The organism is Janthinobacterium sp. PAMC25594, assembly GCF_019443505.1.
Classification (GTDB): domain Bacteria; phylum Pseudomonadota; class Gammaproteobacteria; order Burkholderiales; family Burkholderiaceae_D; genus Janthinobacterium.
In genome coordinates this window covers 3,194,441-3,221,169 of sequence record NZ_CP080377.1, presented here as the reverse complement: position 1 = coordinate 3,221,169, position 26,729 = coordinate 3,194,441, and the positions used below count along the sequence as shown (strand labels likewise).

Below are 26,729 nucleotides of genomic sequence, written 5' to 3'. Positions count from 1 at the left end.
GTGCGACAACTTAGCTCGAAAATCAATGACTTAGCCGGATTTTTTTCAAATTATTACGACGTTTTTTTCTAGAATAGCTGCGACCGAACCCAAAATGAACCAAAATAGCTGCGACGAGCTTGTGCCGTATCAAACTCGCAAAATTAAGCCGACCCGTCGGAGCGTATCCGGGGTGTATCCCTTCCGTGGCGACGTGGCAGTCCCGTTCGAGTCTACGTTGGAGCGTGATTTTTTGATGCGGTCCGAGTTCTTCTTGGATGTGCTCGACGTCATAGCTCAACCTGCGCAGATACCCTTTTTGGGAGTAAATGGGCAGACCTATACCTACACTCCTGACTTCCTGGTGTATTACAAACTGGGTAACCGTAGTTACAGCGACTATCCCAAACCTTTGCTCGTTGAGATCAAGCCTCAAGTGGAATGGCGGCAACATTGGCGTAGCTGGTTGCCGAAATGGAAGACTGCGCGACATTACGCGCATGAGCAAGGCTGGCAGTTCCGCATACATGATGAGTCGCGCGTGCGCGACAAAGTTTTTGAAAATATCCGCTTTTTCGAGCGATACAAGCGTATGAGCTTCTCTCCGGAAGAGAGCCAATGTGTGATTGACAGCGTTCAACAGATGGGGGCCGCACCCATTCACTACCTTCTTGCCCGCCATTTCATGGGGCTATACCGTAGCCAAGGTGTGGCACACATCTGGCATTTGATCGCAACTCGACGTTTGGACTGTGACGTCAGCAAAAGCATCAACGAATTTTCTGAAGTATGGATTCCTACAAATGTCTACTGAGACCGAATATGTAATATCCAATGATGCTTTCGAGCCCATCCGCGAGCGCGTTAATGTGAACGTAGGCGGACTCGTCCAGCGCGGTGAGACTATCTTCCGTATTGTTCAAGTGCTCGATTTTGAGTCACTCATCGGCGTGAATGTCGATACGGGCCAAAGCGCATCTTTGCGAATTGGTGATCTGCGCTCGATTGAGCGTTCGCCAACTGTCACTCAGAATGCCAGTCAGGATTTGGGAGATATCGCCGATGAAGATTGGCGTATCGCTCAGGAGCGCCTTGCAGCAATCAAACCACTCGTCGACGCAGGTCGCCTTGGTCGCGAGAATGTCGAGGCGCGGGCGAGCGAACTGAAGATCAACCCTGCGACGTTGTATCGCTGGCTTCAGCGTTATAAAGCGTACGGGGTTGTAACGGCGCTCATTCCGCAAAAGCGTGGCTGGAAACAGGGAAATGGTCGAATTGATCAAGATGCTGAGGCATTGATTGAGCAGGTGATTCGTGACTTCTACTTAACGCTACAACGACCCACCGCTCAAAAGGCGATCACCGAGGTCTTACGTGCTTGCCAAGCCAAGGGGATTACTCCGCCTAGTCCCACAGCAATTCGCGCGAGGATTTCTCGTATTGCTGAGAAGGAACAACTGCGCGGCCGTGGCCACAAGGAAAAAGCCAAGAACAAATTTCTTCCCGCCGCAGGCAGCTTTCCCAACGCCACTTTCCCGCTCGCCGTCATGCAAATTGATCACACGCCAGCCGATATCATCCTGGTTGATGATGTGTACCGAAAGCCGATTGGCCGTCCTTGGATCACGCTGGCAATGGACGTGCACACGCGTGTGGTGACAGGATATTACCTGTCATTCGATCCACCATCGGAGACCTCGGTCGCCATGTGCGTTGCGCATTCCATGTTGCCTAAAGACGATTGGATGTTGCTTCACAAGGTGGATGCAGAATGGCCTGTTTGGGGTGTTCCAAGGACAATTTACGTTGATAACGGCGCAGATTTTCGCTCCAATAACTTTCAACAGTCGTGCCTGATGTACGGCATCAGTTTGGAGTTTCGGCCAGTCAAACAACCGCGATACGGCGGCCATATCGAACGTATGCTTGGCACGCTACTGCGCGAGATCCACGATCTGCCTGGTACCACCTTTTCTTCAGTGAAGGAACGGGACGGTTATGACTCCGAGAAGCACGCAACGCTCACGAAGTCGGAATTCGAGGAGTGGCTAGTTACCCTTATAACCAAGCTCTATCATCGACGCCTGCACTCCGCGATCGGCCTGTCGCCAATGCGCAAATGGGAAATCGGAATATTTGGTAACGCTGAGGTTCAGGGTATTGGTGTGCCACCCCGGCCCGCCGACAGGCTCACAATCCTGCTCGATTTTTTGCCATTTTTCCGCCGCACTGTGCAAACCTTTGGTGTCACTATCGATGGACTGAGCTACTACGCCGAAGCATTGCGGCCGTGGATTAACGCCCAGGATGAGAACACGAAGAAAAAGAAAGATCTGATTTTTCGACGCGACCCGCGTGACATCAGCACGATCTGGTTTTTTGATCCCAAGCTTGAGCATTATTTCAAGATACCGCTGGCGGACCTGACTTTGCCAGCGATGAGCATTTGGGAGTATCAGCAGGCCAAGGATAAATTGAAACGTGATGGCGTGGCCAGCGTGAACGAGCATCAGATCCTCCATGCGATCACCGAGCTACGCAGCCGAGTCGATGAAGCGGCGGAGAAGACTAAAGCAGCTCGCCGGCAGGCGCAACGCCGGAAAGAGCACGCCAAGAATGTGTCGCCTGCACAGCCCTTGCCAGCGCCGAAGTTGCCAGTCCAAGTTCAATCCGCGATGGCGTTACAAGATGGCCTGCTTGACGGTGAAATTAACGACTTTGGGGATATTGCATGAGTACTTACGAACACATTCACGAAGACTTCCGACATATTATGGCGTTGAGTGCCGCAGAGCGAATTGAGTTTCTGGATCACCCCCGCTGGATTGGGTACAAGGTCGCGCAAAACATCCTTGATACGCTCCAGGGCTTGATTCTCAAACCCATGCGTCCACGGATGCCCAATCTGCTTATCGTCGGTGACTCCAACAACGGCAAGACGACTATCGTCGCGCGTTTTCGTCATCTGTGTGGGCAACCTTATGTCAATGACGAATCTGAACCAGTCAAACCGGTCATTGTCGCGGAGGCGCCGCCAAGTGCGGATGAGAAAGGCTTGTACATCTCGATCCTGGAAGAATTTTTTGCGCCCTATCGGGCAACCGACCCGACATCAAAACTCAGATATCAAACTATCCATCTGTTCAGGGCTTGCCACGTCCGCATGCTTATCATTGATGAATTCCACTCCCTGCTCACGGGTTCGCCGGTAAAGCAGCGTGAGGTCATGAATGCCATCAAACTGCTGTGTAATGAGCTGGCGATCCCGATCGTCGGTGTCGGTACACGGGAGGCAGTGCGTGTTTTGCATACAGACCCACAGCATGCCAGTCGTTTCGACGTCATGACGCTGCCAGCCTGGGAACTCAATGTCGACTTTCAACGTCTGCTGGCTGGATTCGAAAAGGTATTGCCACTCAAGTTAGGATCGAATCTGCATGCGCCGGAGCTTGCTCAGCGGCTCTACACGATCTCCGAAGGTAACACAGGTAATCTGCATCGCCTATTGATTGAGTGCGCTGTCGAAGCGATCAAGTCCGGCAAGGAACAGATTGATAAGACTATCGTGGAGAGTAAAGCATGGTTGCGTCCCACACGTGGCATCCGGGAACTGGTCGGATAGCGTCTCGCTGGCCGGTGCCGGTACCACTGGAGGCAGACGAACTCCTCTCGACTTGGCTTGTTCGGGTGGCCTTGTCGCAAGGCTGTGATCCACTCGCGCTCACTGGAGAACTCTGGCCGAAGTGGCGAGTGTGGACGCTTGATCTTGATAGAGGCGTCGCTACTGAGCGATTACGCATCTTGGAGCGCATGTCTGGCATTGATATGTCCGCGCTGGACGCGGCATCACTGCGAACAATTGCAATGGCGATCGGAACGGCGGTACCCGGCGACGTAGCGGTCGTTCCGTGGATTTTGGCCTTGGGCTCGCGTAACCGTCAGCGTCATGGAGGCCTCCAATACTGCCCGCAGTGTTTTGGCACCGATAAATCTCCTTTCTATCGTCTTCAATGGCGCCTTGCATGGCATAACTGTTGCCACGTCCACAGCGCGGCGTTGCTTGATCGTTGTTGTCACTGTGCGGCCCCCGTCGAGCCACACCGCCTGTCGCCGCCGACGGGCCTTTTGAACGTCTGCTCATCATGTGGTTATGACCTGCGCGCATGCCACGCGATGGCCGCTGACGCCGGAGCAATGGCGTTCCAAATTACCGCTGACGATGTCGTTAGCTGTGGATATGGAAAATACGGTGAATTCACATTAGCCACTACCGAATGGTTTCTGCTCAGCAGATATTTCCTTATGTTGCTGCGTGTCGCTATACGTAACTCGTCGAGTAACTTAGCCAGCTGCTTGGTGATGCTGGGCGCTGATATACCTGGAATGCGTCCTTCGCTCACCGGGTTGGGTTTTGAATTGCTGCCGGTTGGGGAGCGCGCGGTGTTTTTGGCGGGCACTGGAAAACTACTGGCAGCTGGCCCGAAGCGCTTGCTGGAAACGGCGCAAGCCTTGTCACTGAGTTCGGCCACATTGAGGCAATGTCTGTCAAATCTACCTGTGCACATTCGCGATATCGTTGACGCTCTGCCAAAACAATCCCGCAGTCGAAAATCAAACAGCAAAACCGCAGAGATTGCCCCTTTGCCACGCCAGACGGTTACACGCATATGGGCGCGTCTCCAACGTAAAATGCGGAGGATTTCATGAAGGCCTCTTTGCCTGTGGCGCAGTGCTGCGATCAATGTGGGCACAACATGCTTAAAGCGCACCGGGTATATCACGGAGTGCGTATCTGCTCGTCGTGTTATCCCAAGGTGTTCGAACGCCGACAATGCCCTGCGTGCGAGCAGTTCGCACGCTTGCCCAAGGCCGACCTGAGTGCTGTCTGCACGACATGCGAAAATGACGTGCCCTGCGCCAGGTGCGGAAAAATCGACTACGTCATTGGAAAAGTCACACTCTACGGGCCCGTCTGCAGGAGTTGTTCCGTGTATTTTCGACCCCGGCGTACCGTTGTCATTAAACCACCGATCGACACCACGCTAGCCAACGTACCAAGTGATATTTTATCAGCAGCAAGCAGTGTGTACGCCACGTGCCGAAGTTGCAGGCGCCATCGTATCGTTGCAAGTTATATCAACAGAATTCCAATGTGCAAGGCTTGTAGCGATAGTGGTCCTATTTCCTGTCCATTATGCGGTTGCAAGATGCCTGCCGGACGCGGCAAACGCTGTGCGGCTTGCTATTGGACAGACACGTTCTTTAGCCGGGCCAATCTTGACGAAGCTGGTTTGTCGACACCGCAAATAACGGCTCTTTTTAAGGAGTTCTGCCTCTGGCTCATCAACGAAGTGCCGAAGCAAATAGCTGCGCAGTCAATCCATCGGTATTTTCTATTCTTCTACGAAATTGACAAAAAGTGGGGTGCAATACCGAGCTACAAGAAACTTTTGGATCATTTCAACGCCGAAGGCCTGCGGCGGGTTCGCTTGCCGATGTGCTGGTTGGCTGAAACGTCGCGAGTGGTCGTGGACGCCAACCTGCGTGAGCAGGCATCCGAGCATCGCCGCATCAAGGCCATTACCTCACAATTGCGACCGGAGACAATGCCAGCGAAAATCCTATTAGCATATAGAGATGAGCTGCTTGGCCGGATGGCTGATGGTAAGATTACGGTCAGAAGCGCCCGCTTGTCTCTACAGCCGGCGGCCGCGCTGTTGGGTGAATGCGAGGCGGACGGCGTTTCCGTCCCAGGGCAATTGTCATTGAATCGGTATCTGGCGAGGGTACCTGGCCAACAGGCTGGAATTACTGGATTCGTTGGATTTATCAATAGCAATTATGGCGCTGGCGTGAACATTGAGCACAAGAAAAGCCAAGCTCATGCCAACCAGAAAAGAAAACTTGAAGCGGATCTGGTCGCTTTGATCAGCGCAGCCAACACCTCCCCTCTTTTTCAGGGCCAATGGCTATCGGTTGCGCTAGCCTATTTTTATGGGTTACCGCGCAGGCTCGGCAAGCGGCTCGAAGACAGCAAGATTTCTGTGCAAACTGACGGCAATTTTTACGTTACTGTTGATGAGAAAAAATACTGGGTACCTCGTTGGAATTTTAATCCCAGTGCCACATCTGCGAAGACGCAATAGTTTGCTCTCAGGTGACGGTGCGTTTCTTCAGGATGGATCCTGTTCGAAAGCCGGCGACGGCGTGCCTGATCTGTAGGCTTCACCAGTTGAGCTGGAAGAAAGTACGCCCCATGTACGACCTGGAAAGAATCGTTCCTCCGATGAACTATAGAACCAGAATCCTCCAATAAATCATGTTGTTAGGTCGGCTTTTGGGAATTTTTACACGAATCCCGGCCGACCCTCATGTATGTAGTGACCTGCATTTGAAACGGGCCCGACCAGCATTTTAGCCGATTCTCGGCCAGGAATAACTGCAACTGAAGCCCCTTCCTTCAAACCAGCATTAGCTGAAAATGAACCAGCATTTATCCGCGCCGACGTGCATTCCATCGCCGCGAACCAGCATTATCTGCAACTGACCAGGATGTTCAGCTCCGCCTTTGTATCGGCCTCGATTTCGGCCACTAATCCCAACCAGTGGTCGATGACCCGCTTGACTCTCGCTGCCAACTAGGTCTTGCGCCAAACTCTAAGGATGCGTTGGTAGCCGATCAGATCGGACCGTTGTACGCAATACCCGGTCGCCATCTGGATTGCGTCGATGTAGGTAAATGCTCGGAGGTTGGCCTGCTCCAGCAGGCCGACTTGGGTAGCCGAGTCGCTCTGCAGGCCCTGCACTGGTGCTCGATGATGAGCTGCAACCCGGTCGGATTCGGCTACGCAAGGGTTTCGACTTCCTCGGTCGTCCCTCAATTGAGGCGCTCTACCGTGCTGTCCAAGAAACGAATGTTTGTTGCACTTCAGCGCCCGGCCAGAAAGCGTGTCATTTTCATAAGAATGGCCCAGTCATCTTCTGAAAATGACAGACAATTCACAAAAATACTATTTTTAATTTAACAATAATATGCTACAGTGTGAATGGTAGTATAAATAAGAACGATTCGTATTAATTTTATGGACAATTCACGTCCTCTGTACGGTAACAAAAGCCTCCAGCTTCAATATTTTCCTCCGTTTTTCTTTGGGAATTTTACTTAATGGCAATTTCATCTCGCCAGCTTAGCGCAGTCATTAGTTTTTGTCTTTTTGCCAATAAACATAAAATAGATGTCAATAGCCAGAAATTAATTTCCATGGGCATGATTGATGAGGATAAAAATCCCATCGAACTATTTCATGAGTTGGCAAAAAAGTTCCAATTGAAAGCAAGAGTCACAAAAATGGGGCGCGCAAAGGCGTCATTATTCACCTATCCATTCGCGTACCAAAACGTTGATGGAGTATTCATACTGGTGATGGAAAAAAATGATGCTGGATATGTCACTGTCAATCCGCTTTTCCCAGCCGAGAGGGGTATTGCTACCACTTCCCAACTGCGTGACGCTTGCGATGGGAAAATAATTGAAGTGGTAGAGACGGGCAGCACGCAGGAGGAGCATCGGCGGTTTGGAATGGGCTGGTTGGGTAGGCGTATGCTCAAATTTAAGGCGCTGCTTTGGAAGATTGCTCTGGCTTCATTGGTGCTGCAGCTGTTTGCCACGGCAACTCCTTTATTCAGTCAGATCATTATCGACAAGGTATTGGTACGCAACAACCCTTCCATGCTGTATGTACTCGGTTTGGGTATGTTCATCGTCATCGCCTTTGAACTGGTGCTGACAATTCTTCGCTCCCGTCAACAGGCGCATATTGCCAGCAAAATCGATATTGCACTTGGAACCCACATTAAACGACATTTGATGCGACTACCACTGGGTTATTTCCAGCATCGTTCCAGCGGCCAGGTGATCGGCATTTTTCGCGAACTGGATACAGTACGCAGCTTTATTACTGGTCCATCAGCAACAAGTATCGTTGATATTTCATTTATTGTGATTTTTCTCCCTTTGATGTACAGCTACAGTGGCAGACTGACGCTGATTACCATAGTTACGGGCCTGCTCATGGCTACGGTAGCGATCATCGCCAAGCCTTGGGAGTTACGCAATGCCAAGGAATTTTCTTTCGCGACGACGGAAGCACAAACCCGATTGATCGAAGGCATTTCGACCATCGAAACCGTGAAAGCACTGGGTGCGGAAAATATCATCCGGGGTCGCTGGGAAGCAGCGTTTGCGCGATTGGTTCTTGCTACGAAGGAAACCTCCGGAACGCAGGGATCGTTGCAGGCCATCAACGCATCGATCCAGCGCCTGTCGACACTGGCGATTTTATGGCTTGGCGCGGAATTGGTGATACAAGGGCAGATGAGTGCTGGCCAACTGATTGCGTATCAGATGTTGTCGATGCGCGTGCTGCATCCGATGCTGCGGTTGACGCATTTGTGGCATGAAGTGAAAAAGGTGGAGTTCGCCCTCGGGCGACTTGGCGAGATCATGAACGCAGCCACAGAATCGGACGTATCGACCCATGTCGGCGACACCCTACCGCAGGGTGACATTGTGCTGAAGAACGTATCGTTTCGCTACGGTGATCAGCGTACTCAGGCTTTGCGCAACCTCACCCTGACGTTCGGCGCAGGGAAGTTCAGCGCCTTGGTCGGCAGCAGCGGCTCCGGCAAAAGCACATTGCTCAAGTTACTGCTCAAGCTGCAACAGCAAAGCATTGGCTCGATTCAATATGGAGCAAGCGACTTGCGCGGTATTGATCCGGTGCTGTTGCGCAAACGGGTCAGCCTTGTCGTGCAGGATACGCAACTCTTCACCATGTCTGTCGCCGAAAATATCGCTATCCGAGCGCCATGGGCCAGCATGGAGGAGATCGTGGCCGCTGCGCAGTGTGTCGGGGCGCACGAGTTCATTGACAATCTGCAGCATGGCTATCGTACCGTCCTAGGTGAAAACGGTGTGGCGGTTTCGGGCGGCCAGCGTCAGCGCATTGCCATCGCGCGCGCTATTCTGGACCAGCCGGATGTCCTTATCCTGGACGAAGCCACCAGCGCGTTAGATTTCCCAAGCGAGAAATTGATCTATCGCAATCTATTCCAGATATTTAAAGGAAGAAAAATCATTGTCATCACGCATAGAATTCGTTCAGTCGAGCACTGCGACACGATCCATGTGCTGGATCAAGGCGCGTTGGTGGCCAGTGGCAGCCACGCGGCGTTGATGGCCAGCTGTGATGCATATCGCCACATGCTGGAACAAGGCCCGGTGCGGGCCGAAGCGAATGGCAGCGAGGAGGTGCAATATGGCTGACCCCGCTAAGTCGCAGCCTGCACAGCGTGTGGACGTCGCTGACATTGCCGACGCTGAACTGCCGCGTTCGCACGACTGGCTACAGGGCGCCGTACTCTGCCTGACCGCCGCAGCAATCGCTTGGTGCTGTTGGGGCGAGACTGATGTGGTGTCTACCGCGCAGGGCAAGATCATTCCCGAAGGCCAAATCAAGATGCTGCAGTCGCCGGAGAATGCCATTATCACAGCGATCCATGTTCGAGAAGGCGCACACGTCAAGCAAGGGGACGTGTTGATCGAGCTTGATCCTTCCGTCAGTTCAGCGGATGTGGCATCGCTGACTGCACGCACCGGCTTGCTTGTATTGGAAATCGCTCGCATCAGTGCCGAGATCGGCAAGACGGAGCCGCGTTATCCGGTGGTGCTGGGCAACGCCGCGCTGGTCGCTTTACAGGAACAACTACGCTTGGCCAGGCAGAGCACCCACGCCGCGCGTATCAGCCAGCTTGATGCCGACGTGGAGAATGCCCAGAATACCGAGGCCATGGTGCGCGGACTGATCGTGAAGTTGAATGAATCATTGGCCGATGCTCACGAGCAAGAAGAACGATTTCGGCCGTATGTCGGGCTGGCCATTCCCATGGTCACCTACATGGCCACCAAAGATGCCTTGCTGGCGAAGGAGCGCGAGCTGTTGACGCAGCAGGCCAAGCTGCGCTCGACCGCCACCGATCTGAAAAACCTGACCCAAAAACGCCGCCAACTGTTAGGCGAACAGCAAAGTCAGTTGATGACTGAACTGTACGACAAGCAGCGCGAATTGGGCACGCTACAAGCGGAGTTGGAAAAAAGCAGCCGCAGTTTGCGCATCAAGGTGTTGCGCGCACCGATAGACGGGTTCGTGCAAAATTTGTCCGTCACAACGCTCGGCGGGGTGGTGACGCCGGCGCAGAACCTGGTCTCGGTGGTACCGGAAAACGCGCCCCTTGTGGTTGAGGCCTATCTCGCCAACGCCGATATCGGTTTCGCGAAAGTGGGTCAAACGGTCGCGATCAAAGTCGATGCCTATCCGTATATGCAGTACGGCGAAATTTCCGGGGTACTAAATTGGGTCAGTCCGGATGCCGACAGCCAGCCCGCCAACGTCGGTGCCGAGCGTGCCGCCGCACAAGCGGCCGGCTCCATGTATCGCATTCGTGCCAGCACGAACGGCCAGCGTTTGAAGACCGAAGCAGAGTATGTCCTCAAGCCCGGTATGTCGGTGCATGTCGATATCAAGACTGATCGCCGCACGTTCCTCCGGCTGTTCATGCAACCGCTATTGCGCTACTGGAAGGATGCGGTGCAGCAGCGTTAGATAGGCAAATTTTTCTCCAACCGTTTTTTGAAAGGCTTTTATATATGAAACCATCTTCCATATACCTCGCCATGGCCGTCCTCTGGTTCGGTGCCAGCTACTTGTCCGAAGGCATTGCTGCCGAAGTGCAGATGAGTAGCGGTAGCGCGGTGCGGCTGGTCCAGTTCGAGCCACGTGTTGAGGACGGGCCGGGGGATCTGCAGGGGCAGAATGTGGGCCGCATCAGTGTCTTGCGCGCCTCTGACCGTCGGACCGTCTATGCCGACGATACGCCGCTGCAGCCTGCTTGTGCCCCCGTGCCGGCGGTCACCCTGCTGAATCAGCGCCTGGTTGCGGTATGTGGAAATTTGGGTGGCCGACACAACACCTACAAGGTGTTGCGCATGGAAGGGGAGGCCATCGACGTGGCGACGCTGGATATGCAGGATGGTAACGATCCCCTCAGGGTGGATCAGCATGGCCGCATCTTCGGGGTGGTCATGCGGCGCGATCTCTACCCAAAATTGACGGGGCCGCGCTACTTTCCTATTGTGTACCGGCTTCATGAAGACGATGCCGGTTTTGGCTTCCGGCCGGACTTTAGCAGTTCTGCAGCACCCATATATGCACAGCGCTACGCGTCGATGAAACAAAGTGAAATAGGAAAACCTGCGGCTGAAGAGATGCTGGCGATGCTGCTTGCCACGCAAGATCGCAGTTTTGTCTGCAAAGAATTGGCCTATTTGGAAATCCAACTCGTCAAGAGGGGACAGTTCCAGCAGCGCCAAGATGCGCGTATTTTCCTGAAGGAATGGGCGCAGAAATTACCGGAGGCTGGCTATCCGGCATTCAATGATCTGACATGTAAAGGGAAAAAATAATGGATTGTCCAAATGCAAATAATCTCGGCACCAGCCAGAAGGACATGTTAAATCGCATCATCCAGGCTGGCGCAGTGCGCGGTTTTAGTGGCGCGATGATCGACTACGCACTCAAGAGCGCATTTATTGAGTCGTCGCTGGGCGACCAGTTGGGTGCGCGTGCCGGGACAGGACACGTCGGCATCTTCCAGTACGATCAGCCGACCTGGAACAGCTTGCATCATACAGGCAGCATCACTAGCGTTGATGCGCAAATTAGCGCGTTTTACGACGACATGAATAAATATTCCGCGCGGTACAACGCGTTGGCGCCGAGTGATCGGGGCAATCTTGGGCTGGAACAATATATGTATCTGAAGCACCACGATGGCAATAGCTACACGAACTGGGCCAACTCACCTGGGGTGAAGATCTTTAACAATGCCTGCTTTGAGCCGCATGTGCATACCCGTGCAGAAGTTGGTGACGCCCCACCGGGACCGGGCACTGACCATATGTTCGACTACCTTGCATGGTGGCAACCACATGAGAAGGAGGGCATCGTTACCGTGGTTTTTCCCATTGAACCCAATCCCCCGGCCACCGAAGATGGCGACGAAACAGCTTGAGTCACCAGGACTTTTACGCTAAATAATTTTGCGCGGTGGATGCTGACCGCGCTTCTGATACTTAAACGAGAGATGGTTTCACATGATCAATTTTTGTGTTGGGCGCGAAGAATTTTTATCCACATATTTCGAAAAACAGTTCTTGCTTCTGCGCTCAGCTGCCGACGTCGGCGACGTCTCTTGGGATTTCATTAACGGATTGCTGTACTTGGTGGAACCTGCTTTACCTCAATTTAAATTGTTGCACGAGGGCACCCTTGACGAGGATGTGTATGCTGAGGATTGCGACGAATTTGGGGTGAAGCGTCGACGCCTCAAAAAAGAGCAATTCTATGGGCTGATGGGGGCCGGCGCCACGGCAATTTTTAACCGCATCGAGGTTTATTCGCCTTATATCAAGGGGCTTTGCATGGAAGTTGCTGACTTTGCGGGAGGCAATGTTGCCGCCAACGCCTATCTCTCATACACAGGCAGCGGCACGTTTGGCAAGCACTGGGATACCCACGATGTATTCGTGATTCAGCTGTTCGGAACAAAGCGCTGGCAAGTGTTCGAACCGACCCTACCACTTCCCTTGCGCTCGCAGACCAGTCAGAACGTCAAGCGCACTTGCCCTGAAGAGGCTGTGTTTGACGGTGTGCTGGAAGCGGGCGATGTCATGTATTTGCCGCGAGGCTGGTGGCACGTAGCCACGCCGATGGACCATGTATCATTTCATGTCACCGTCGGTATGTATTATCCGAACATGATGGAATATGCGGCGTGGTGCGCCAGCAAATACTTGCCGGAGGTATTACTTGCACGTAGATCGGCGCACCTCGATGGCATGGACCAAACTGATCTGGACACGCTCGCTGAGCTCATGCGCAACGCTATTGCGAATCCCTTGCACTACGAAGAATTTCGGCTTGAACGTTTGTTGGCCGAGCGGGTTGTGACGCCTTTTAATCTGGAGCGCTTCACGACCGAGCGTATTGTGCCGTTACACGACACCAGGCAGATTCGACTTTGTAGCAACCTGGACACGAACCTGGATCGACGCTATCTACGACTCAATGGATCACTGAGTCGCCGCAGTCAGTGCGACATCGACGCCATAGGTGTGTTGGCGGAACGTCGCAATCTGTCAGTCGGCCTGCTGCGCGTGAGTTTAGCGGAGCATACACCGGAGGCAATCAATGCCACATTGGAAGATTTACTGAAAAAGAATATTATTTCTTTGATTTGAAAGGTAGCTCTAGCAGAAAAAACCTGAAATCGCACAAATTTAGCCGCTAAAGTATATGGCTTTTCGGCTACGCCTTTTTCGCACCCGACTTGTCCGGTGCCGCCTCAGGCGCCAACCCATGGCGCTCAAGGCGTTGAGCATTCGCCGGCGAATAGTGGATTGTCAGGTTTTCGTTATGCGCGTAGGTAGATGTAGCGGCTCACGTTTGAAAACGGGCGTGCTCGTATTCGATACAGTTTTCGGCTCAAATTAGCTGCAAATACCGGCGCGCCCGCGCTCACGCTATCTGCAAATGAGCTTGCAATCGACGGCGCCGACTCGCATTCCATCACGGTCTGCTCACGATAAGTGAAAAGTGGCGTTTCGCCTGAAGATGAGCGGGGCGAAGATTAAACGTTAGTCCACAGTATGCCTCGTATGGGTCCCCCCCCTACGGTACAATGGATTATCGAAATCGTTCTTAAAGCACGGCCGCGCTGCTGGTTTGTGGTGTCGGCGTTGAACACTGCGTATGCATTGCCGAATGCGACAAGCAGCTTGCGCGTCGTCCTGCCGACCAATCCTCGTCGGTACCGCAACACTGCCACCATCTGGAGAGAATACATGGCCACAGCAGCAGTCCAAGCAGTTCAGGCAGTATCGACGGGGTGGCTGGGTGCCCCCTGGATTATCTGGTCAGGGCTGATTAGTGCTGTCGTGGCGTCCGGTGTCGCAGCGTTCACGACCCGGGCGTCAAGCAAAAACAGCCTGCGGCTATTGGCGATGCAGCACGAGCATGATAATTTTGAGGCAAATCGGCAGCGGGAACATGACGCAAAGCAGAAGGACGAGGATCGAAAAGCGACCATTCGCCGAGAGGTCTACGCGAAGGCGGTAGAAGAGACTCATGCGCTTCTTGGATACATCGGTGGCCTGCCAGATCGGCCTTTGAACGCTGGTAACGATGCGGACGGCTTCCAATCGTTTTTAAAGGCCAACGCGAAGATTTGGCTAGTTGCAGATGCAGAGGCCGCTCACCTTTCACGAGATCTCGCAAGCGACTTCGCAGAGGTATTTTTCCACGAGATGACCACGTCCTATCCGATTCGCATAGCAATGGAACCGATACGTCGGCGACGGGAAGATATTGCATTTGCAGAGGGCGAGGCTCGCCGCCTAGTTTCTCAATTCACCGACGCTAAGGCGAGGAATGCGAGTTCGGAAGAGCAGGCGAAATTGGGCGACCTAGCGGTAAAGGCCCATGAATACGTTAAGGCGCTTGAACTCGCCCAGCAGCAGGCCATGGGCGATACCGCCTTGATGCGAATGGAAACGTTTCAAGCGACCTTTGGCAAGCTTCGGCCCGTCCAGCGTGCAATTGTCAAGCTGGTGAGTGCGCTACGCGAAGAGCTAAACTTGCCTCGAGATGATGACAAGTTCATGGAACAGCTCAAGGACATGGAGCGGCGGGCGTGGACGGCAGTGAACAGTGCCTCTGGCATCGATCCACCTTGGCCGATGCCAGAGATTGTCGAGCCCGACTGACGCTATGGGAAGTAAGGTACCATCACCTGATGCACTCACTTCGCGAATCACGCGCTGCAGTGTGTGAGGCAAAGGCAGTTGCGATCCGGGCGATGTTCAGCAACCAGCTCGAACCGAAGCGCACCGCCGAGATCCGCGAGCGCATGCTGGCGGCGGACTTGCCGATATGAGCCATCATTTGCAGTTAGCGTGAGCAGGTGGGGATGAAGGCGAGCAAGCGCCGTTGATTGCAAGCTCATTTGCAGATAGTGAGAGCGCGGCCCCACCGTCATTCGCAGTTAATTCGAGCCGAAATCGACGTCAAATGCGAGCATGGCCGATCTCAAACGCGAGCCGCTACAGGTATAGGGCGCATTGTCAACACTGTTGCGTCCGGTATCGAGCGGCAGCAGTGGCTGTTTGCGGCGACGACGAAAGACGTTGACGGCATCGGCTTGGCAGGCAAGATCGAGAAATCGGGACTAGTGCATGTAGGCGGAAAAAGGGGCGAACAACGATGGATTAGGCTAATGACGCCGACCTGTTCATCCGGTAGTACATAACTGAACACCCTCCCGCTGGAAATAGCTGGCATTTTTGTGTGTGCCAGCATAGGCGCTATATGGATGGGTGAGTCGCCACCATGGAGTTATCTTATCGTTTTTTCAGTGACTTTACTGAGAGCGTGTAATACGATAGACTCACGCGGTAAACAGCCATCGACCAGCTCTGTCGGATTCCGATGCGAGAATGACTCTGCTTCTCCCGAACAACTGCCAGTGAGTCGCCGAACAACGCCCTTAGCGTGGCGAATTTGCTCCCTAAAATAGCGAAGCCAAGGAACCAGCTGGTTTTCGTGTTTCAACCTAAACACCATACCTTGAAACTGGTCTTCGCCCGCTTTGGTTTCTCCGTCTTTGTCCTTCACTAATTTTGGACGGCGTTGTAGTTCTATGATGTAGGCAGGCCCGTCGGCCAAGATAAGTCTTGCGACCAAAAAACCTCGCAGGCCTGGTTTCGGTGGCTCTAAATATGGAAATCGTTTTACTTTAGTTGTAACGTCTTCATCGATGTCAAAAGGGGTAAGCGGAATTAATTTATATTCCGATGTAGAGATGAATCCGTCTTCAAAAGTGAACCAGGACAAGGATCTAATCAGGTCAGGTCGCTTGCGGTGAAGACTGCCCATTGCATCCCACATATCACGCAAAATTCCATGCGATTCGTATGTCTGTGGGGCATGTATTGATGCATGTCCGATACCTTTATCGCTTCCATGCGCTTCTCCGGCCGAGAACATCGAAGCATCGCTACCTTTTCCGTGTTTGCCGGAGACGGTTTTTGCTTGATCTGCACGCATGTCGATCACCGCACGTTCAATGCCCAGTGTTACAAAAACTGGATCCTGTATTTCCACGGCCGGAGAGTCACCGTCAGGCTCGCCATCACCGGTCAGATCGATGATTTCATTAATATTAAGTATCCGTTCTGGTCTTCCCGCCCATGCTTCGGGGCTGCCATCCGGGGCAGCTGTTTCTGCATTGTTGCTGTTCTCGCGACCGCGGTGAATTTGCTCACCGATCGGGTCGCTCATACCAACGATATTGAACGCCAAAAATGACTTGCCGTCATCAAAGCTGAAACCCTTCACACTGAGCTCTGCCGGTCCTCGGAACCAAGGTGCAATTTGTATGAATGCAGGCTTGGTAAGTTTTGGATCGATCATCGTCTGAAGATCGGCGTTGATACGTTTGGTAAGCCTTGTCGTATAGTTGTCGTATTTTGCATGTGCGAGAAAGACGACATCACCGTTGAACATCCGCCGACGCAGCCGTACCTTCCATTTTCCGGCCTCTTCAGGCTCGTCCAGTGTTGCGTACAGCCGGCTTTTCGCGGAGTCGGGAACGTCCTCCCAAGGATAGGTTGCAACTATCCGCTTCAATTCTCCCGAACGACCGTAGCAACGTGTGAAGAATTCTAAGCAGGGCACGAAGAGCTTACCGCCGTTCGGTAAGTCAAATTCGATAAGCCAATTTGCATCGTTCTCGCGCTCTAGCTTATATAAGCTTTGCTGGAATGGTGGAGCAAGGTGTTTTCGCCTTGCTTCGGACAAGGAGGTAAACCGCCATCCGTCCTCGTTAAAATTGAGAGAAAACTTCGTCGGTTCGAGATCCAATTCCCCTTTACATCGATCATTTTTCCACACGGTTCCCACACGTACCTGACCAAGGGAGGTCAGGGGTATCCTTCTATGCGCAATCTTATCCCCGATTACTCCCGGTGAAATATATTCTCGAAAATGGACGAGGACGTGTGGTTGGGAATTGTCCTTGGGATTTTTGTAAAAACCGGAATACCACCATGCAACCATCGCATCGTTACCAAAGTCAAGAGTGCCCTTGATTCTGATTACCGTGCTGATCTTCTTGAACTTATGCTTGAACTGAATAGGCATGCTTGTCATATCGCGTGCCCATGAATGACCGTGATACGGTTATCCAAAGTTGACGACATTAAAATGTTGTAGTGCGGCAATTATCGCATCTATTTCGAGAACGTCGCAGTTATTTGAAAAAGTCACAGCCGCCGCCCACCAGGGCCACGCCGGACGCCGTCTGGTGCGGGGCGCGATACGGCCGTCGTTTCCAGTGTTCCACCTTGAAGTGGCCGCCCAGCGAATGCACGGCGGCCGATTCCAGCGCCTCTGCATCGCTCATGGGCGGCAGCACGCCGGGAAAACGGCTGGCCAGCATGGTCTTGCCCGCTCCCGGCGGCCCCACCATCAGGATGCTAAGTTAGAATACACCTATGAACACATTACAGCCCAAAGCATATTCGTACATCAGGTTCAGCAGTGCCGCCCAATCAAGCGGGGATTCGCTACGCCGACAGACCATAGACGCCCAAGCCTATGCGGCAGAACACAAACTAACGCTCGACACGACACTAAGCATTCGTGATCTTGGTGTGTCAGCATTCAAGGGAAAGAACTTTGTAGAGGGCGCGTTAGGTCAGTTCATTATCGCCGTGGACGAAGGTATAGTCGAAAAAGGTTCCTTCCTATTGGTGGAACACTTAGACCGCCTCTCCAGGCTACCTGTAATGGATGCACTTCATATTTTTCAGGAGATTATCCGGAGGGACATTTGTATCGTTACTCTACGAGATCGGATTGCCTATAGCAAAGAAAACCTTAACGAAAATTGGACAACTTTAATAATTGCATTGGCTACAATGTCCGGCGCAAATGAAGCAAGTGCAATTAAGTCTGATAGAGTTGGGAAGGCTTGGAAGAATAAAAAAGAAAAGGCAAGGGAAAATCTAACTCCGATTGGTGACAATGCACCATTATGGCTTAAGTATGTATCAATGCCAAGACCAGCATACATAATTAACCAAGTAAATGTTGATATAGTGCGTAGGATTTTTGACCTTACTATCAAAGGTTACGGTAAGACTCTTATTCTCAAGGCGCTTAATAATGAATTAATACCTTCATTCAATGATAAGAGTTGGGGAACATCGTCAATTAAAAAGATACTATCAAATCGTGCCGTACTTGGTGAATATCAGCCTTTCACTGGACACGGTAAAGAGCGCAAGCCAGTAGGTGAACCGATACAGGGTTACTTTCCAGTTATCATAACTGAAGACATGTTCTACCAAGCACAGCAAGCCACGGCATCACGCCGCATTGCTGGCGCTACAAAGCAAACAGAACGGTTCAATGTTTGGCAAGGGGTATCACGTTGCTTACAGTGCGCCTCAGCCCTTCACCTTGTCAACAAAGGTAAGGCACCAAAGGGGAATACCTATCTGCACTGTGCAAACGCCCGCAAGGGGCTATGTAAGGCGAAGGCGATACGGTTGGATCGATCAGAACTCGTATTCAAGCAGATACTAGCAAAGGTAGACAGCCTATCTTTGATACAGGACAGCAGCGCCAACATAAGCAAGCAGATAACAGCGATTGAGGGCCGGTTATCAATAGAGAATGGGAAGCAAGCAGAATACAAGGCCGCGTTAAAGGCTCGGTATTCGGCAACACTTGATGACTTGGTGTATGAATGTGAACAAGTTATTAGTACACTCAGCCAAGAGAAAGAAGCCTTGTTGATAGACTTGGCCTCGGAGGCTATAACCAATAAAGACGATTTCTTTGCTAAGTTAGATGAAGGCGGTATTCTAACCAGCTATGAGGGACGCTATCGTGCGAACGCCCTATTAAAGCGTCTCAAGATTAATGTTGCCATTGAACGCAATAGTAGTACGACTGATTACATTCTATCTAAGGGAGATAAGAAGGTATTAGGTATTGTCCACCATTCAAGCGGCAAGATTGATTCTCTGGCCTTCACAGCTGACCTGCTAGACAAGGTGAAAGCGCAAGACTTCGACGGCTCAATTCAATCTTCAATTGATATGCTCATTACAGAAATTACTACAGAATTAGTACTTAATAGAGAGCGCTGTGACGGTGCCGCACTTGATGAGAGAATAGGGGAAATGCTCAAACGTATTGATGTTGGAATAGCCGTTGATAGTGAAGAATTTCAACGTATCAGAGACATAATAAAAAACAGTCAAATGCATGCAATCAATAAGCTTGTAGCTTCCGTGGATGAGTTGGAACGCCGGATAGAAGATGGTGGGTTATAGATATTTTAAAATAATGTCTTTTCTGCAACTACCCGGCTGCGTATCCTTGTTTGATAGCCCGCTCGATTCACGGCTGTTTGTTGGGAGATAGTCGCCAAGCAACGAATTCAGTCCAAGACTCGTAATTACTCTGTAGTTGCTTAACGGTAGGAACGTAGGAGATCGCACACAAGCAATCGCGTTTGACGTCCATTACAGCCCAATAGAAGGCGTTTTCAGCAAGAGTTAATGGGGTAGTGAGGGTGACAGCGCAGCGTCGATTGTAGGCCCACAAATACAGCCAAACGACGGGTAATTGATTGATTATATTTGATTAATTAAATAACAACGTCACCCAACAAAATCCCAAAAAATAATACACGGTTTAATCTTGTTACATATTGTTACAAATACTTTCCTAATTATTTCATATTATGAAAAATATATGCAATAAGTTGACAAAAAAGTATTGACTTATTTCTCATTTCCGATATAATGTACTCAAGAAGAAAAGCAGCAGCGCCATAATTGGTACGGTATGTTATTATAACGCACTTTTCATGTATTACAAAATAATTTCAGCATCGACAGATAGGCGGCAGTAGCTCAAGCGGGCGAAGGTCGAAGTCCTGGACGATGCCAACTGCCAGGAGAGAGAACAACAAGCGCTCGGGTATTCGCAGTTGGCCCCACATGCGCGGTTCCGGGGCGGCAGGTCAGGCATGGGCGCAATCAAGTAACAATACCCATGTTTCATTACACCAATCACAACGACTACTCAGACGCCGCATTCCCGAATGCCTGCAATAGACACCTCCAAAGGGTGTTGTAGCGCCGCCAGAAAACTAACTCACCGTGAAAAAAGTAATGACGCCAAGCGCGTGACAATAAGAAAACCTCTTATTGAAAACATAGATTCATCAGTCTATGCCAAGGGGTCACGCCAGAGTTACGTCCAGAATTCCTAATAAGCAACAAATATGTAAGGTGAAAAGACAATGAAGGCCAGCAGGGTAGAGAGTGCGAGAGACAGATTGATAGAGGGATATGTCATACAAGGAGTAGATGAACGCATGGACTTGGGAGAGATGGCGAGCTTGCTTAATGGCTCTATCAGGACAGGCACAGGCTACTTGTTCAATGATGCCTCAGTAGCTGCCTTACTCGATCAGTTTGGATTCGCTGAATACGTTGCTTACCAAGCAGAAAAAAATATAGACAATAAGACAAAAATTATCAAATTAGTACATATATCAACCCAAGGAGAACCGATTCATGCAGATTTTTAACCACAGAAAGGTATCAAAATGTCAGACGCACTCAGCACGTATATTGCCAATTGCAAGGCACCGAAGGCCGTAGCAAAAGTTAAAGAAATTGTGAAGTACATCCTGTTAGGCTTTCGGAAGGGCTACAGTAGCTCGCACTTAGCCAGCCAGCTTAACAAGGTAGGTATCTATACATTGATGGGCAAGAAATGGACTGCAAACTCTGTGCAGATTCAAGCCCTTAAAATGTGTCGGTTCGACCATGACAGTTCCCTTGCATGGGGATTTGCTCAGGCCATGAAATCAGGCGAGGCCACACGAGCAGACCTCGATCTATTGCTTGCACGAACTCGGTAGCACCTGCAACAGCAATATCCAAGACCGGGTACGCTGACAGCCAGCAGATGCGGAAGTCCTCTAGCCATCTTTCAGTGTAATACAGTACAAACAAAATGCAATATTGACTGCACCAAGTAAGAATAATGGCAAAAAGAGCAATAAGGTGCTAACGTCAGTTATTACAAGTATTTCTTGCAAAGCGCGGTTAACTGATTATTTTTCTCTAATTTCTCATCAACATTTGTCGTTTCATTAATAAGACTAAGAAATTTTGGTAGAAATTTCTGCATTGCATTGACATCAAATTGATTCTGCTTCCCGTCAATTAGCTTCAGATATTTCTCAAGAGAAAAAAACAATTGTCTATCTTCGGATTTTGCAACATCAACAATGTCGAAAAATTTGCAATATGCTTTTCTGGAATTGTCAAAATTGATAGGGATATCATTAAATCGAAAGTCTTCGCCGTTAAATATGGCAGCTAGGAAAAGCCAGCACTCTGGGTGCCCTCCATCTGCTCCACGCTTGATCCAATCCAATCCCACAGTGCCTTGATAGCATTCGCCCAAGCGCACATATGCTTGCCCGGAGCCAAGTTTGGCTGCGGTTTTGAATAGTGCTATGGCTTTTTCTTCATCTTCCAACTTTTCGTCGTTCCCATACAAATAGTCGTGACCTTCTTCAAGTAATTTTTCCCACGGCTGGCTAGCCGACGCTGAACTTATATCAAGAGCATCGTTACTTTGCGCGCTTGGAGTGCAGTCCGTAGATGTGTCTGTGGAAGCCACTCCCAATCTGCCTTGTGCCTGAATCACTGCCTTAATGGCCTGCGATGCGGTAATTGAAAAAAATTCACGATTTGATGCAAGCCTTACACCTTCTGACTCAAGCAAGGTGTGAATATAAGTTTCTGCCTCATGGCAATTTTCAAAGTATGCCTCGAATGCGACCAAAAATGGGGTTGGCACGCCAGTAGCTGATGACAATTCCGCTGCTCGTGCCGCGCAGTCTCTAGTAGTTCGTCCAATCTTCACGCAACCCGGTAGTGACTGATTCATCAAAACGTAAACGAAGCCTTGCTTTGCCGTTTGCAGCATATTCTTTCCCTTAGTGTGCGTTATCGAATGACTTCAATACTACCGCATATTAGTTGTTAGTGTTGCATGTTGAAAGGAAATTAAAGGCATCAAGATACGCAGTTGGCTAAAATGTGTTTGTAAAAATACCGTATCAAAGGGCTTGCTCCAACGACAGGTTGAAATAATCCAATAATTCCTATCAAACAGCTTGCCATACCAACCCCATTGAGATATTATCATAGCATCTAAGAAGTCATTGATAAACAAAGGGGGGCGAAAATGAATGTAGGCTACGCAAGAACGAGCAGCTTGGAACAACAGGCCGGCTTTCAGGATCAGATAGCAAAGTTGATAGACAGCGGTTGCGACAAGATCTTTTCCGAACAGGTCAGCGCCACAGACATGACAGCCAGAAAAGAATGGGCCTCAATGATGAAGGGCTTGAAGTCGGGCGATGTTGTCACGATCACCAAAATCGACAGGGCAGCAAGATCCATAGCCGACATGGTGGGGATCACAAAGGCTCTAGCCGAAATTGGAGCGTCAATCAAGATCCTTGATATGAACATTGATACCACGACGCCCACAGGCGCGCTAATGCTGAATATCTTTTCATCGGTTGCACAATTTGAAAAAGACATGATGCTTGAGCGCCAGCGTGTCGGCATCGCAGCGGCCAAGTTAGCCGACAAGGGCAAGCCGTTAGCCGAACGGACGTACAAAGGCGCAGCCCCAACAGCTAGAGCCAAAGCCGGTGAGGTAATGGCTTTGCTTGCAGACGGCACAAGAACAAAAGCTCAGGTAGCAAAGAGTTTGAACATTGGTGTAGCCTCCCTGTATCGCATATTGAAAGATGCAAAATGACAACGGAAAGTGGACAAATACAATCCAATGAACACGTTGTTGCTCTCAATTGATGGTGCCATAAGTGTTTTGAAATTATCTAAGATTAGCGGGCAACGATAGAGAAAAAAGGAAAACTGGCTTCTGAATATGCAGTTAGCCGCGCTACGCCGTATGCTGCATTAAAAATATCTTGATTTTTTTCCATATTCAATGCAATGTTCCATCTTGTCAATTTTTCATTAGGAGTGACATTCCTTAATCATGGTAGCTTACGAAGAAAGAAAAAATGAATAACAAAATAATGCTTTTTCTAATCACTGCAATGTTGTCTGCAACTGGCGTTGCAAGCGCCGCGTCCAAAGATGGCTTCACTTGTGAAAAAATTAAAGACAAAATAGTTCGTGCATCGTGTATAGATTCCCGCAATGAAAAAAATGATATAAATAAGGGGGAGAAAGAAAGAAATGATGCAATACAGAAATTTGTGAAGGAGGCAAAATATAAACTAACCTCTGATTTAAAAGATCCTGTTTCTGCACAATTAACTGAATTGTTGTATGTTAAGGATTCATCGTCTAAGTCGGAATTTCTTTGCGGTATGGTTAATGCAAAAAATTCCTATGGTGGTTATATCGGTGCGAAACCCTTCTATGTTCAAAAGTTTGAAAACCCAATTAGCGGGAATTCTCAGAATCAATTTCTTACGTGGATAGCTGGGCAAGAAGAAGTTAGTGTCGGAATGGAAGGCGCAAATATAAAGTTGGCAATGGCTTACTGTGGTGTGAAATCAGCCATACCTGTGCAGTAGAAAAATAAACTGAACTATAGAAAATTAAATTTAATGGTTATTGAGGGATATCTTTAACATCAATAATCATTATATCTTTTGACTGTATTAAAAAAACTCTGGGCTTATCACTGATGCGAATTAGAACCTCCCCAGTATCAAATAAGCTGTAATCATATACAGAGACTACGCCCGAGTACTGGCTGCTTGGGACTTTATTTTGAACTACCACGTATGCATTTGAATTTTCATCATAAGCAGTGAAGCGATCAACTATCGACATGCGGAACCTTGAATGGAAAATGAAGAAATACACCAAAAGCAAAAATAAAGAAAATGCAAATGATTTTTGATTCACTCCTTAATAGTAAGTCGAACTGAGAAAGGGGCGGCTTCATATATTCTAGTGCCACAGTCGAAATCGATCAGCTTGGCATCGATCTTGACTATCATAGTAGCATCATTGCCTATTAGGCACTCACTGAGACTCAAGAAATATTATTGGTGTATTCGCACACAAGAGCAGGACGTTGTGGCCGCCCGCGGCCGCCACTTCCAGTGCGCGTCGCGCCTGCTGCTGCCCCTGCACATCGGCAAAGTCGGGATACGCAAAAACCTGCGCTGCCAGCACGGGCTGATGGCGTTGCAGGGCCGTCTGGCTGGCGGGCGCGGCAAAATGCGCGCAGACCTCGAGCAGGCTGTGGGCGGGATAGATGCAGGCATCGCTGACGAGAGCCGCCTCGTCCGCGTTCGCTTGCGGCAGGATGAAGGCGCGCGGTGTGCCCGATTGGCTGCGCTGCATGGCAAACGTCATGGCCAGCGCACCGCGGATGGGGCGTAGCTGGCCCGACAGCGACAGTTCGCCCGCGAACTCGTAGTGGTGTAGTTGGTTGCCCGGCAACTGGCCGGAGGCGGCCAGGATGCCCAGCGCAATGGGCAAGTCGAAGCGGCCCGATTCCTTGGGCAAGTCCGCAGGCGCCAGATTGGCCGTGATGCGCCGCGCCGGCATCTCGAAGCCGCAGTTTTGCAGCGCGGCGCGCACGCGGTCGCGCGATTCCTTCACTTCCGTATCCGGCAGGCCGACTATCGTAAACGAGGGCAAGCCATTGGCAAGGTGGACTTCGACACTTACCTCGGGTGCCTCCATGCCGGCCAGGGCGCGGCTTTTCAGGACGGCCAGACTCATCAGACTCCCCTGTGGCGCGAGCGCGGTCAGGATCAGTCTAGCGCTTGAAGCGCTGTCAGGCTTGAGATATGCCAGCAAGGCCGTGTAAATCGCGACCTTGCTGGCGGTACTTTATGCCTTTGCTTCGTTCAGGCGCGTTTCCAGTTCGATCAGGCGCAATTCCAGTGCATCGAGCTTGGCGCGGGTCTTGGCCAGCACTTGCGCCTGGATATCGAATTCCTCGCGCGTGACGAGATCGAGGCGGGCGAAGCCCTGGGTCATCATCGATTTCACGTTTTTCTCGATATCCTTGGCCGGCGAGTTCTCGATGGCCTGGTGAATCTTGCCTTGCAAGTCGTTAAAGAAGGTATTCATGTCCATGGTCAGTCCTTTTATGGTGCGGCATGTGCATCGCACCATTGCGGTGCACAGCGGTGTTAATCTGGTGCGAAAATAGGCAAATCCACAACGCTTCAGCAGCCCATTCCCGCATGCCCAAGGGCTTGCAGGGTATGTATGGACGGAAATGCACCTGTCAAGGCGGCTGAGAGCTGGCACGTATTCTGCTAAAGAAGTGATGAACGCTTTGTGATCTCCAGCCAAGATTTTAAACCTCAACCGCTTTAAAAGTTCAATAAAAGGGAATCGCCATGAAGAATCTGTCCAAGAACATGACTTTAGCAGCAGCGTTGACGCTGGCCATGACCGCCTTGTGCGGTAGCGCCATGGCCCAGGATGCAGTGGCAGCACCTGCTGCGGCCGAAGCCGTACCTGATAACGTGGTGAGCTACAACGTGGCGCTGACCAGCGATTACCGTTACCGCGGTGTGTCGCAAAGCCGCCTGAACCCGGCCGTCAGCGGCGGTGCCGACTATACCCACAATCCGACGGGCCTGTATGTCGGCACCTGGCTGTCGAGCATCAAATGGATCAAGGATGGCGGCGGCGATACCAGCCTGGAATGGGATATCTATGCCGGCAAGCGTGGCGAGATCAGCAAGGATTTCACCTATGACGTGGGCGGCCTGTATTACTTCTACCCATCGAATGGGCTGAGCACGAATGCCAACACCTTCGAGCTGTATGGTCAGCTTGGCTATGGTCCGGCCTACATCAAGTACTCGCACTCGACGACCAATCTGTTTGGTGTCGCCGACAGCAAGAACAGCGGCTACCTCGATGTGGGCGCGAATATCGATATGTACGAAGGTTATCTGCTGAACCTGCATGTGGGCCGCCAGAAGGTCGCACATAACGATTCCCTCAGCTACAACGATTACAAGATCGGCGTGACCAAGGATTTCGGCGTGGTGACCGTGGCTCTGGCCGCCGTCAAGGCCAACATCACGTCGCTGGCACCGAATGGCAAGAACCTGGCGAAATCCGGTCTCGTGCTGACCGTGTCCAAAACCTTTTAAGCGAGACTGCCATGAAAATGATTACCGCAATCATTAAACCGTTCAAACTGGACGAAGTACGCGAAGCCTTGTCGGCTATTAATGTGCAAGGCATTACCGTCACCGAAGTCAAAGGCTTCGGCCGCCAGAAAGGTCACACGGAACTCTACCGTGGGGCTGAGTATGTCGTCGATTTTTTGCCAAAAACCAAGATTGAAGCGGCCGTCGACGACGCCATTGTCGACCAGGCCATCGAAGCGATCGAAGGTGCCGCGCGTACCGGTAAAATCGGCGATGGCAAGATTTTCGTCTACAACCTGGAACAGGTCATCCGCATCCGTACCGGTGAAACCGGCAACGAAGCGCTCTAA

21 protein-coding genes and 2 pseudogenes are annotated in these 26,729 nt (G+C 50.9%); 18 read left to right on the top strand and 5 right to left on the bottom strand.

Annotated elements, in window-relative coordinates; genetic code table 11:
* The first annotated feature begins 94 nt into the window (after nucleotides 1-94).
* The 11 genes from KY494_RS14485 (at nucleotide 95) to KY494_RS14435 (ending at nucleotide 14,860) form a co-directional block, all read left to right on the top strand.
* Nucleotides 95-793 carry a TnsA endonuclease N-terminal domain-containing protein gene (locus KY494_RS14485; protein ID WP_219891399.1) on the top strand — a complete coding sequence of 233 codons (699 nt, stop codon included), beginning with the start codon at nucleotides 95-97 and terminating at the stop codon, nucleotides 791-793.
* Nucleotides 783-2,714, top strand: a complete 1,932-nt coding sequence (locus KY494_RS14480; protein ID WP_219891398.1) for a Mu transposase C-terminal domain-containing protein — start codon at nucleotides 783-785, stop codon at nucleotides 2,712-2,714. Before KY494_RS14485 ends, KY494_RS14480 begins: the two co-directional genes overlap by 11 nt.
* Complete coding sequence (locus KY494_RS14475; RefSeq protein ID WP_219891397.1) at nucleotides 2,711-3,601, top strand: TniB family NTP-binding protein; 891 nt, start codon at nucleotides 2,711-2,713, stop codon at nucleotides 3,599-3,601. The genes KY494_RS14480 and KY494_RS14475 overlap by 4 nt, the downstream gene beginning before the upstream one ends.
* On the top strand, nucleotides 3,559-4,686 hold the full coding sequence (locus tag KY494_RS14470) for a TniQ family protein (protein ID WP_219891396.1): 1,128 nt from the start codon (nucleotides 3,559-3,561) through the stop codon (nucleotides 4,684-4,686). Before KY494_RS14475 ends, KY494_RS14470 begins: the two co-directional genes overlap by 43 nt.
* 584 nt (nucleotides 4,687-5,270) lie before the next feature.
* Nucleotides 5,271-6,125 (top strand): hypothetical protein, encoded by an 855-nt coding sequence (locus KY494_RS14465; protein WP_219891395.1) that lies wholly within the window; start codon nucleotides 5,271-5,273, stop codon nucleotides 6,123-6,125.
* Between the two features lie 1,019 nt (nucleotides 6,126-7,144).
* On the top strand, nucleotides 7,145-9,304 hold the full coding sequence (locus KY494_RS14460; RefSeq protein WP_219891394.1) for a peptidase domain-containing ABC transporter: 2,160 nt from the start codon (nucleotides 7,145-7,147) through the stop codon (nucleotides 9,302-9,304).
* Nucleotides 9,297-10,640: an HlyD family type I secretion periplasmic adaptor subunit gene (locus KY494_RS14455; RefSeq protein WP_219891393.1), complete on the top strand. Its 1,344-nt coding sequence runs from the start codon at nucleotides 9,297-9,299 to the stop codon at nucleotides 10,638-10,640. The genes KY494_RS14460 and KY494_RS14455 overlap by 8 nt, the downstream gene beginning before the upstream one ends.
* 44 nt (nucleotides 10,641-10,684) lie before the next feature.
* Nucleotides 10,685-11,500, top strand: a complete 816-nt coding sequence (locus KY494_RS14450) for a hypothetical protein (protein WP_219891392.1) — start codon at nucleotides 10,685-10,687, stop codon at nucleotides 11,498-11,500.
* Nucleotides 11,500-12,108, top strand: a complete 609-nt coding sequence (locus KY494_RS14445) for a hypothetical protein (RefSeq protein ID WP_219891391.1) — start codon at nucleotides 11,500-11,502, stop codon at nucleotides 12,106-12,108. The genes KY494_RS14450 and KY494_RS14445 overlap by 1 nt, the downstream gene beginning before the upstream one ends.
* Before the next feature lie 82 nt (nucleotides 12,109-12,190).
* Nucleotides 12,191-13,336 (top strand): cupin domain-containing protein, encoded by a 1,146-nt coding sequence (locus tag KY494_RS14440; protein WP_219891390.1) that lies wholly within the window; start codon nucleotides 12,191-12,193, stop codon nucleotides 13,334-13,336.
* Nucleotides 13,337-13,939: 603 nt separating this feature from the next.
* On the top strand, nucleotides 13,940-14,860 hold the full coding sequence (locus KY494_RS14435) for a hypothetical protein (RefSeq protein WP_219891389.1): 921 nt from the start codon (nucleotides 13,940-13,942) through the stop codon (nucleotides 14,858-14,860).
* Nucleotides 14,861-15,488: 628 nt separating this feature from the next.
* Here the strand turns inward: KY494_RS14435 and KY494_RS14430 are convergent.
* Nucleotides 15,489-17,294: a hypothetical protein gene (locus KY494_RS14430; RefSeq protein ID WP_219891388.1), complete on the bottom strand. Its 1,806-nt coding sequence runs from the start codon at nucleotides 17,292-17,294 to the stop codon at nucleotides 15,489-15,491.
* A 127-nt stretch (nucleotides 17,295-17,421) separates the two neighbouring features.
* Nucleotides 17,422-17,631: pseudogene (locus KY494_RS14425) on the bottom strand (ATP-binding protein); the annotation flags it as partial.
* A 16-nt stretch (nucleotides 17,632-17,647) separates the two neighbouring features.
* On the opposite strand from KY494_RS14425, the gene KY494_RS14420 reads away from it, so the two are divergent.
* From KY494_RS14420 to KY494_RS30155, 3 genes are all read left to right on the top strand, one after another.
* A complete protein-coding gene (locus tag KY494_RS14420) occupies nucleotides 17,648-19,498 on the top strand; it encodes a recombinase family protein (RefSeq protein WP_219891387.1) in 1,851 nt (616 codons plus the stop codon).
* A gap of 977 nt (nucleotides 19,499-20,475) precedes the next feature.
* A complete protein-coding gene (locus tag KY494_RS14415) occupies nucleotides 20,476-20,766 on the top strand; it encodes a hypothetical protein (RefSeq protein WP_219891386.1) in 291 nt (96 codons plus the stop codon).
* 18 nt (nucleotides 20,767-20,784) lie between these two features.
* The gene (locus tag KY494_RS30155) at nucleotides 20,785-21,102 is read left to right on the top strand and encodes a recombinase family protein (protein ID WP_219891385.1); all 318 of its coding nucleotides are present in this window, start codon (nucleotides 20,785-20,787) and stop codon (nucleotides 21,100-21,102) included.
* A gap of 161 nt (nucleotides 21,103-21,263) precedes the next feature.
* Here the strand turns inward: KY494_RS30155 and KY494_RS14405 are convergent, their stop codons facing one another.
* Nucleotides 21,264-22,181 carry a GIY-YIG nuclease family protein gene (locus KY494_RS14405; RefSeq protein WP_219891384.1) on the bottom strand — a complete coding sequence of 306 codons (918 nt, stop codon included), beginning with the start codon at nucleotides 22,179-22,181 and terminating at the stop codon, nucleotides 21,264-21,266.
* 291 nt (nucleotides 22,182-22,472) lie between these two features.
* On the opposite strand from KY494_RS14405, the gene KY494_RS14400 reads away from it, so the two are divergent.
* Nucleotides 22,473-23,027, top strand: a complete 555-nt coding sequence (locus KY494_RS14400; RefSeq protein ID WP_219891383.1) for a recombinase family protein — start codon at nucleotides 22,473-22,475, stop codon at nucleotides 23,025-23,027.
* Between the two features lie 268 nt (nucleotides 23,028-23,295).
* Entirely contained in the window at nucleotides 23,296-23,817 is a 522-nt protein-coding gene (locus KY494_RS14395) for a hypothetical protein (protein ID WP_219891382.1), read from the top strand.
* 496 nt (nucleotides 23,818-24,313) lie between these two features.
* On the opposite strand, the pseudogene KY494_RS14390 reads toward KY494_RS14395, so the two are convergent.
* Both KY494_RS14390 and KY494_RS14385 read right to left on the bottom strand, forming a co-directional pair.
* Nucleotides 24,314-24,982 (bottom strand): annotated as a pseudogene (locus KY494_RS14390) (magnesium chelatase domain-containing protein); the annotation flags it as partial.
* Between the two features lie 111 nt (nucleotides 24,983-25,093).
* Complete coding sequence (locus KY494_RS14385) at nucleotides 25,094-25,342, bottom strand: accessory factor UbiK family protein (protein WP_102122177.1); 249 nt, start codon at nucleotides 25,340-25,342, stop codon at nucleotides 25,094-25,096.
* Nucleotides 25,343-25,611: 269 nt separating this feature from the next.
* Between KY494_RS14385 and KY494_RS14380 the strand changes: the two genes are divergently transcribed.
* Together KY494_RS14380 and KY494_RS14375 are read left to right on the top strand one after the other, a co-directional pair.
* Nucleotides 25,612-26,379: a TorF family putative porin gene (locus tag KY494_RS14380; protein ID WP_219134925.1), complete on the top strand. Its 768-nt coding sequence runs from the start codon at nucleotides 25,612-25,614 to the stop codon at nucleotides 26,377-26,379.
* Between the two features lie 11 nt (nucleotides 26,380-26,390).
* A complete protein-coding gene (locus KY494_RS14375) occupies nucleotides 26,391-26,729 on the top strand; it encodes a P-II family nitrogen regulator (protein ID WP_010393464.1) in 339 nt (112 codons plus the stop codon).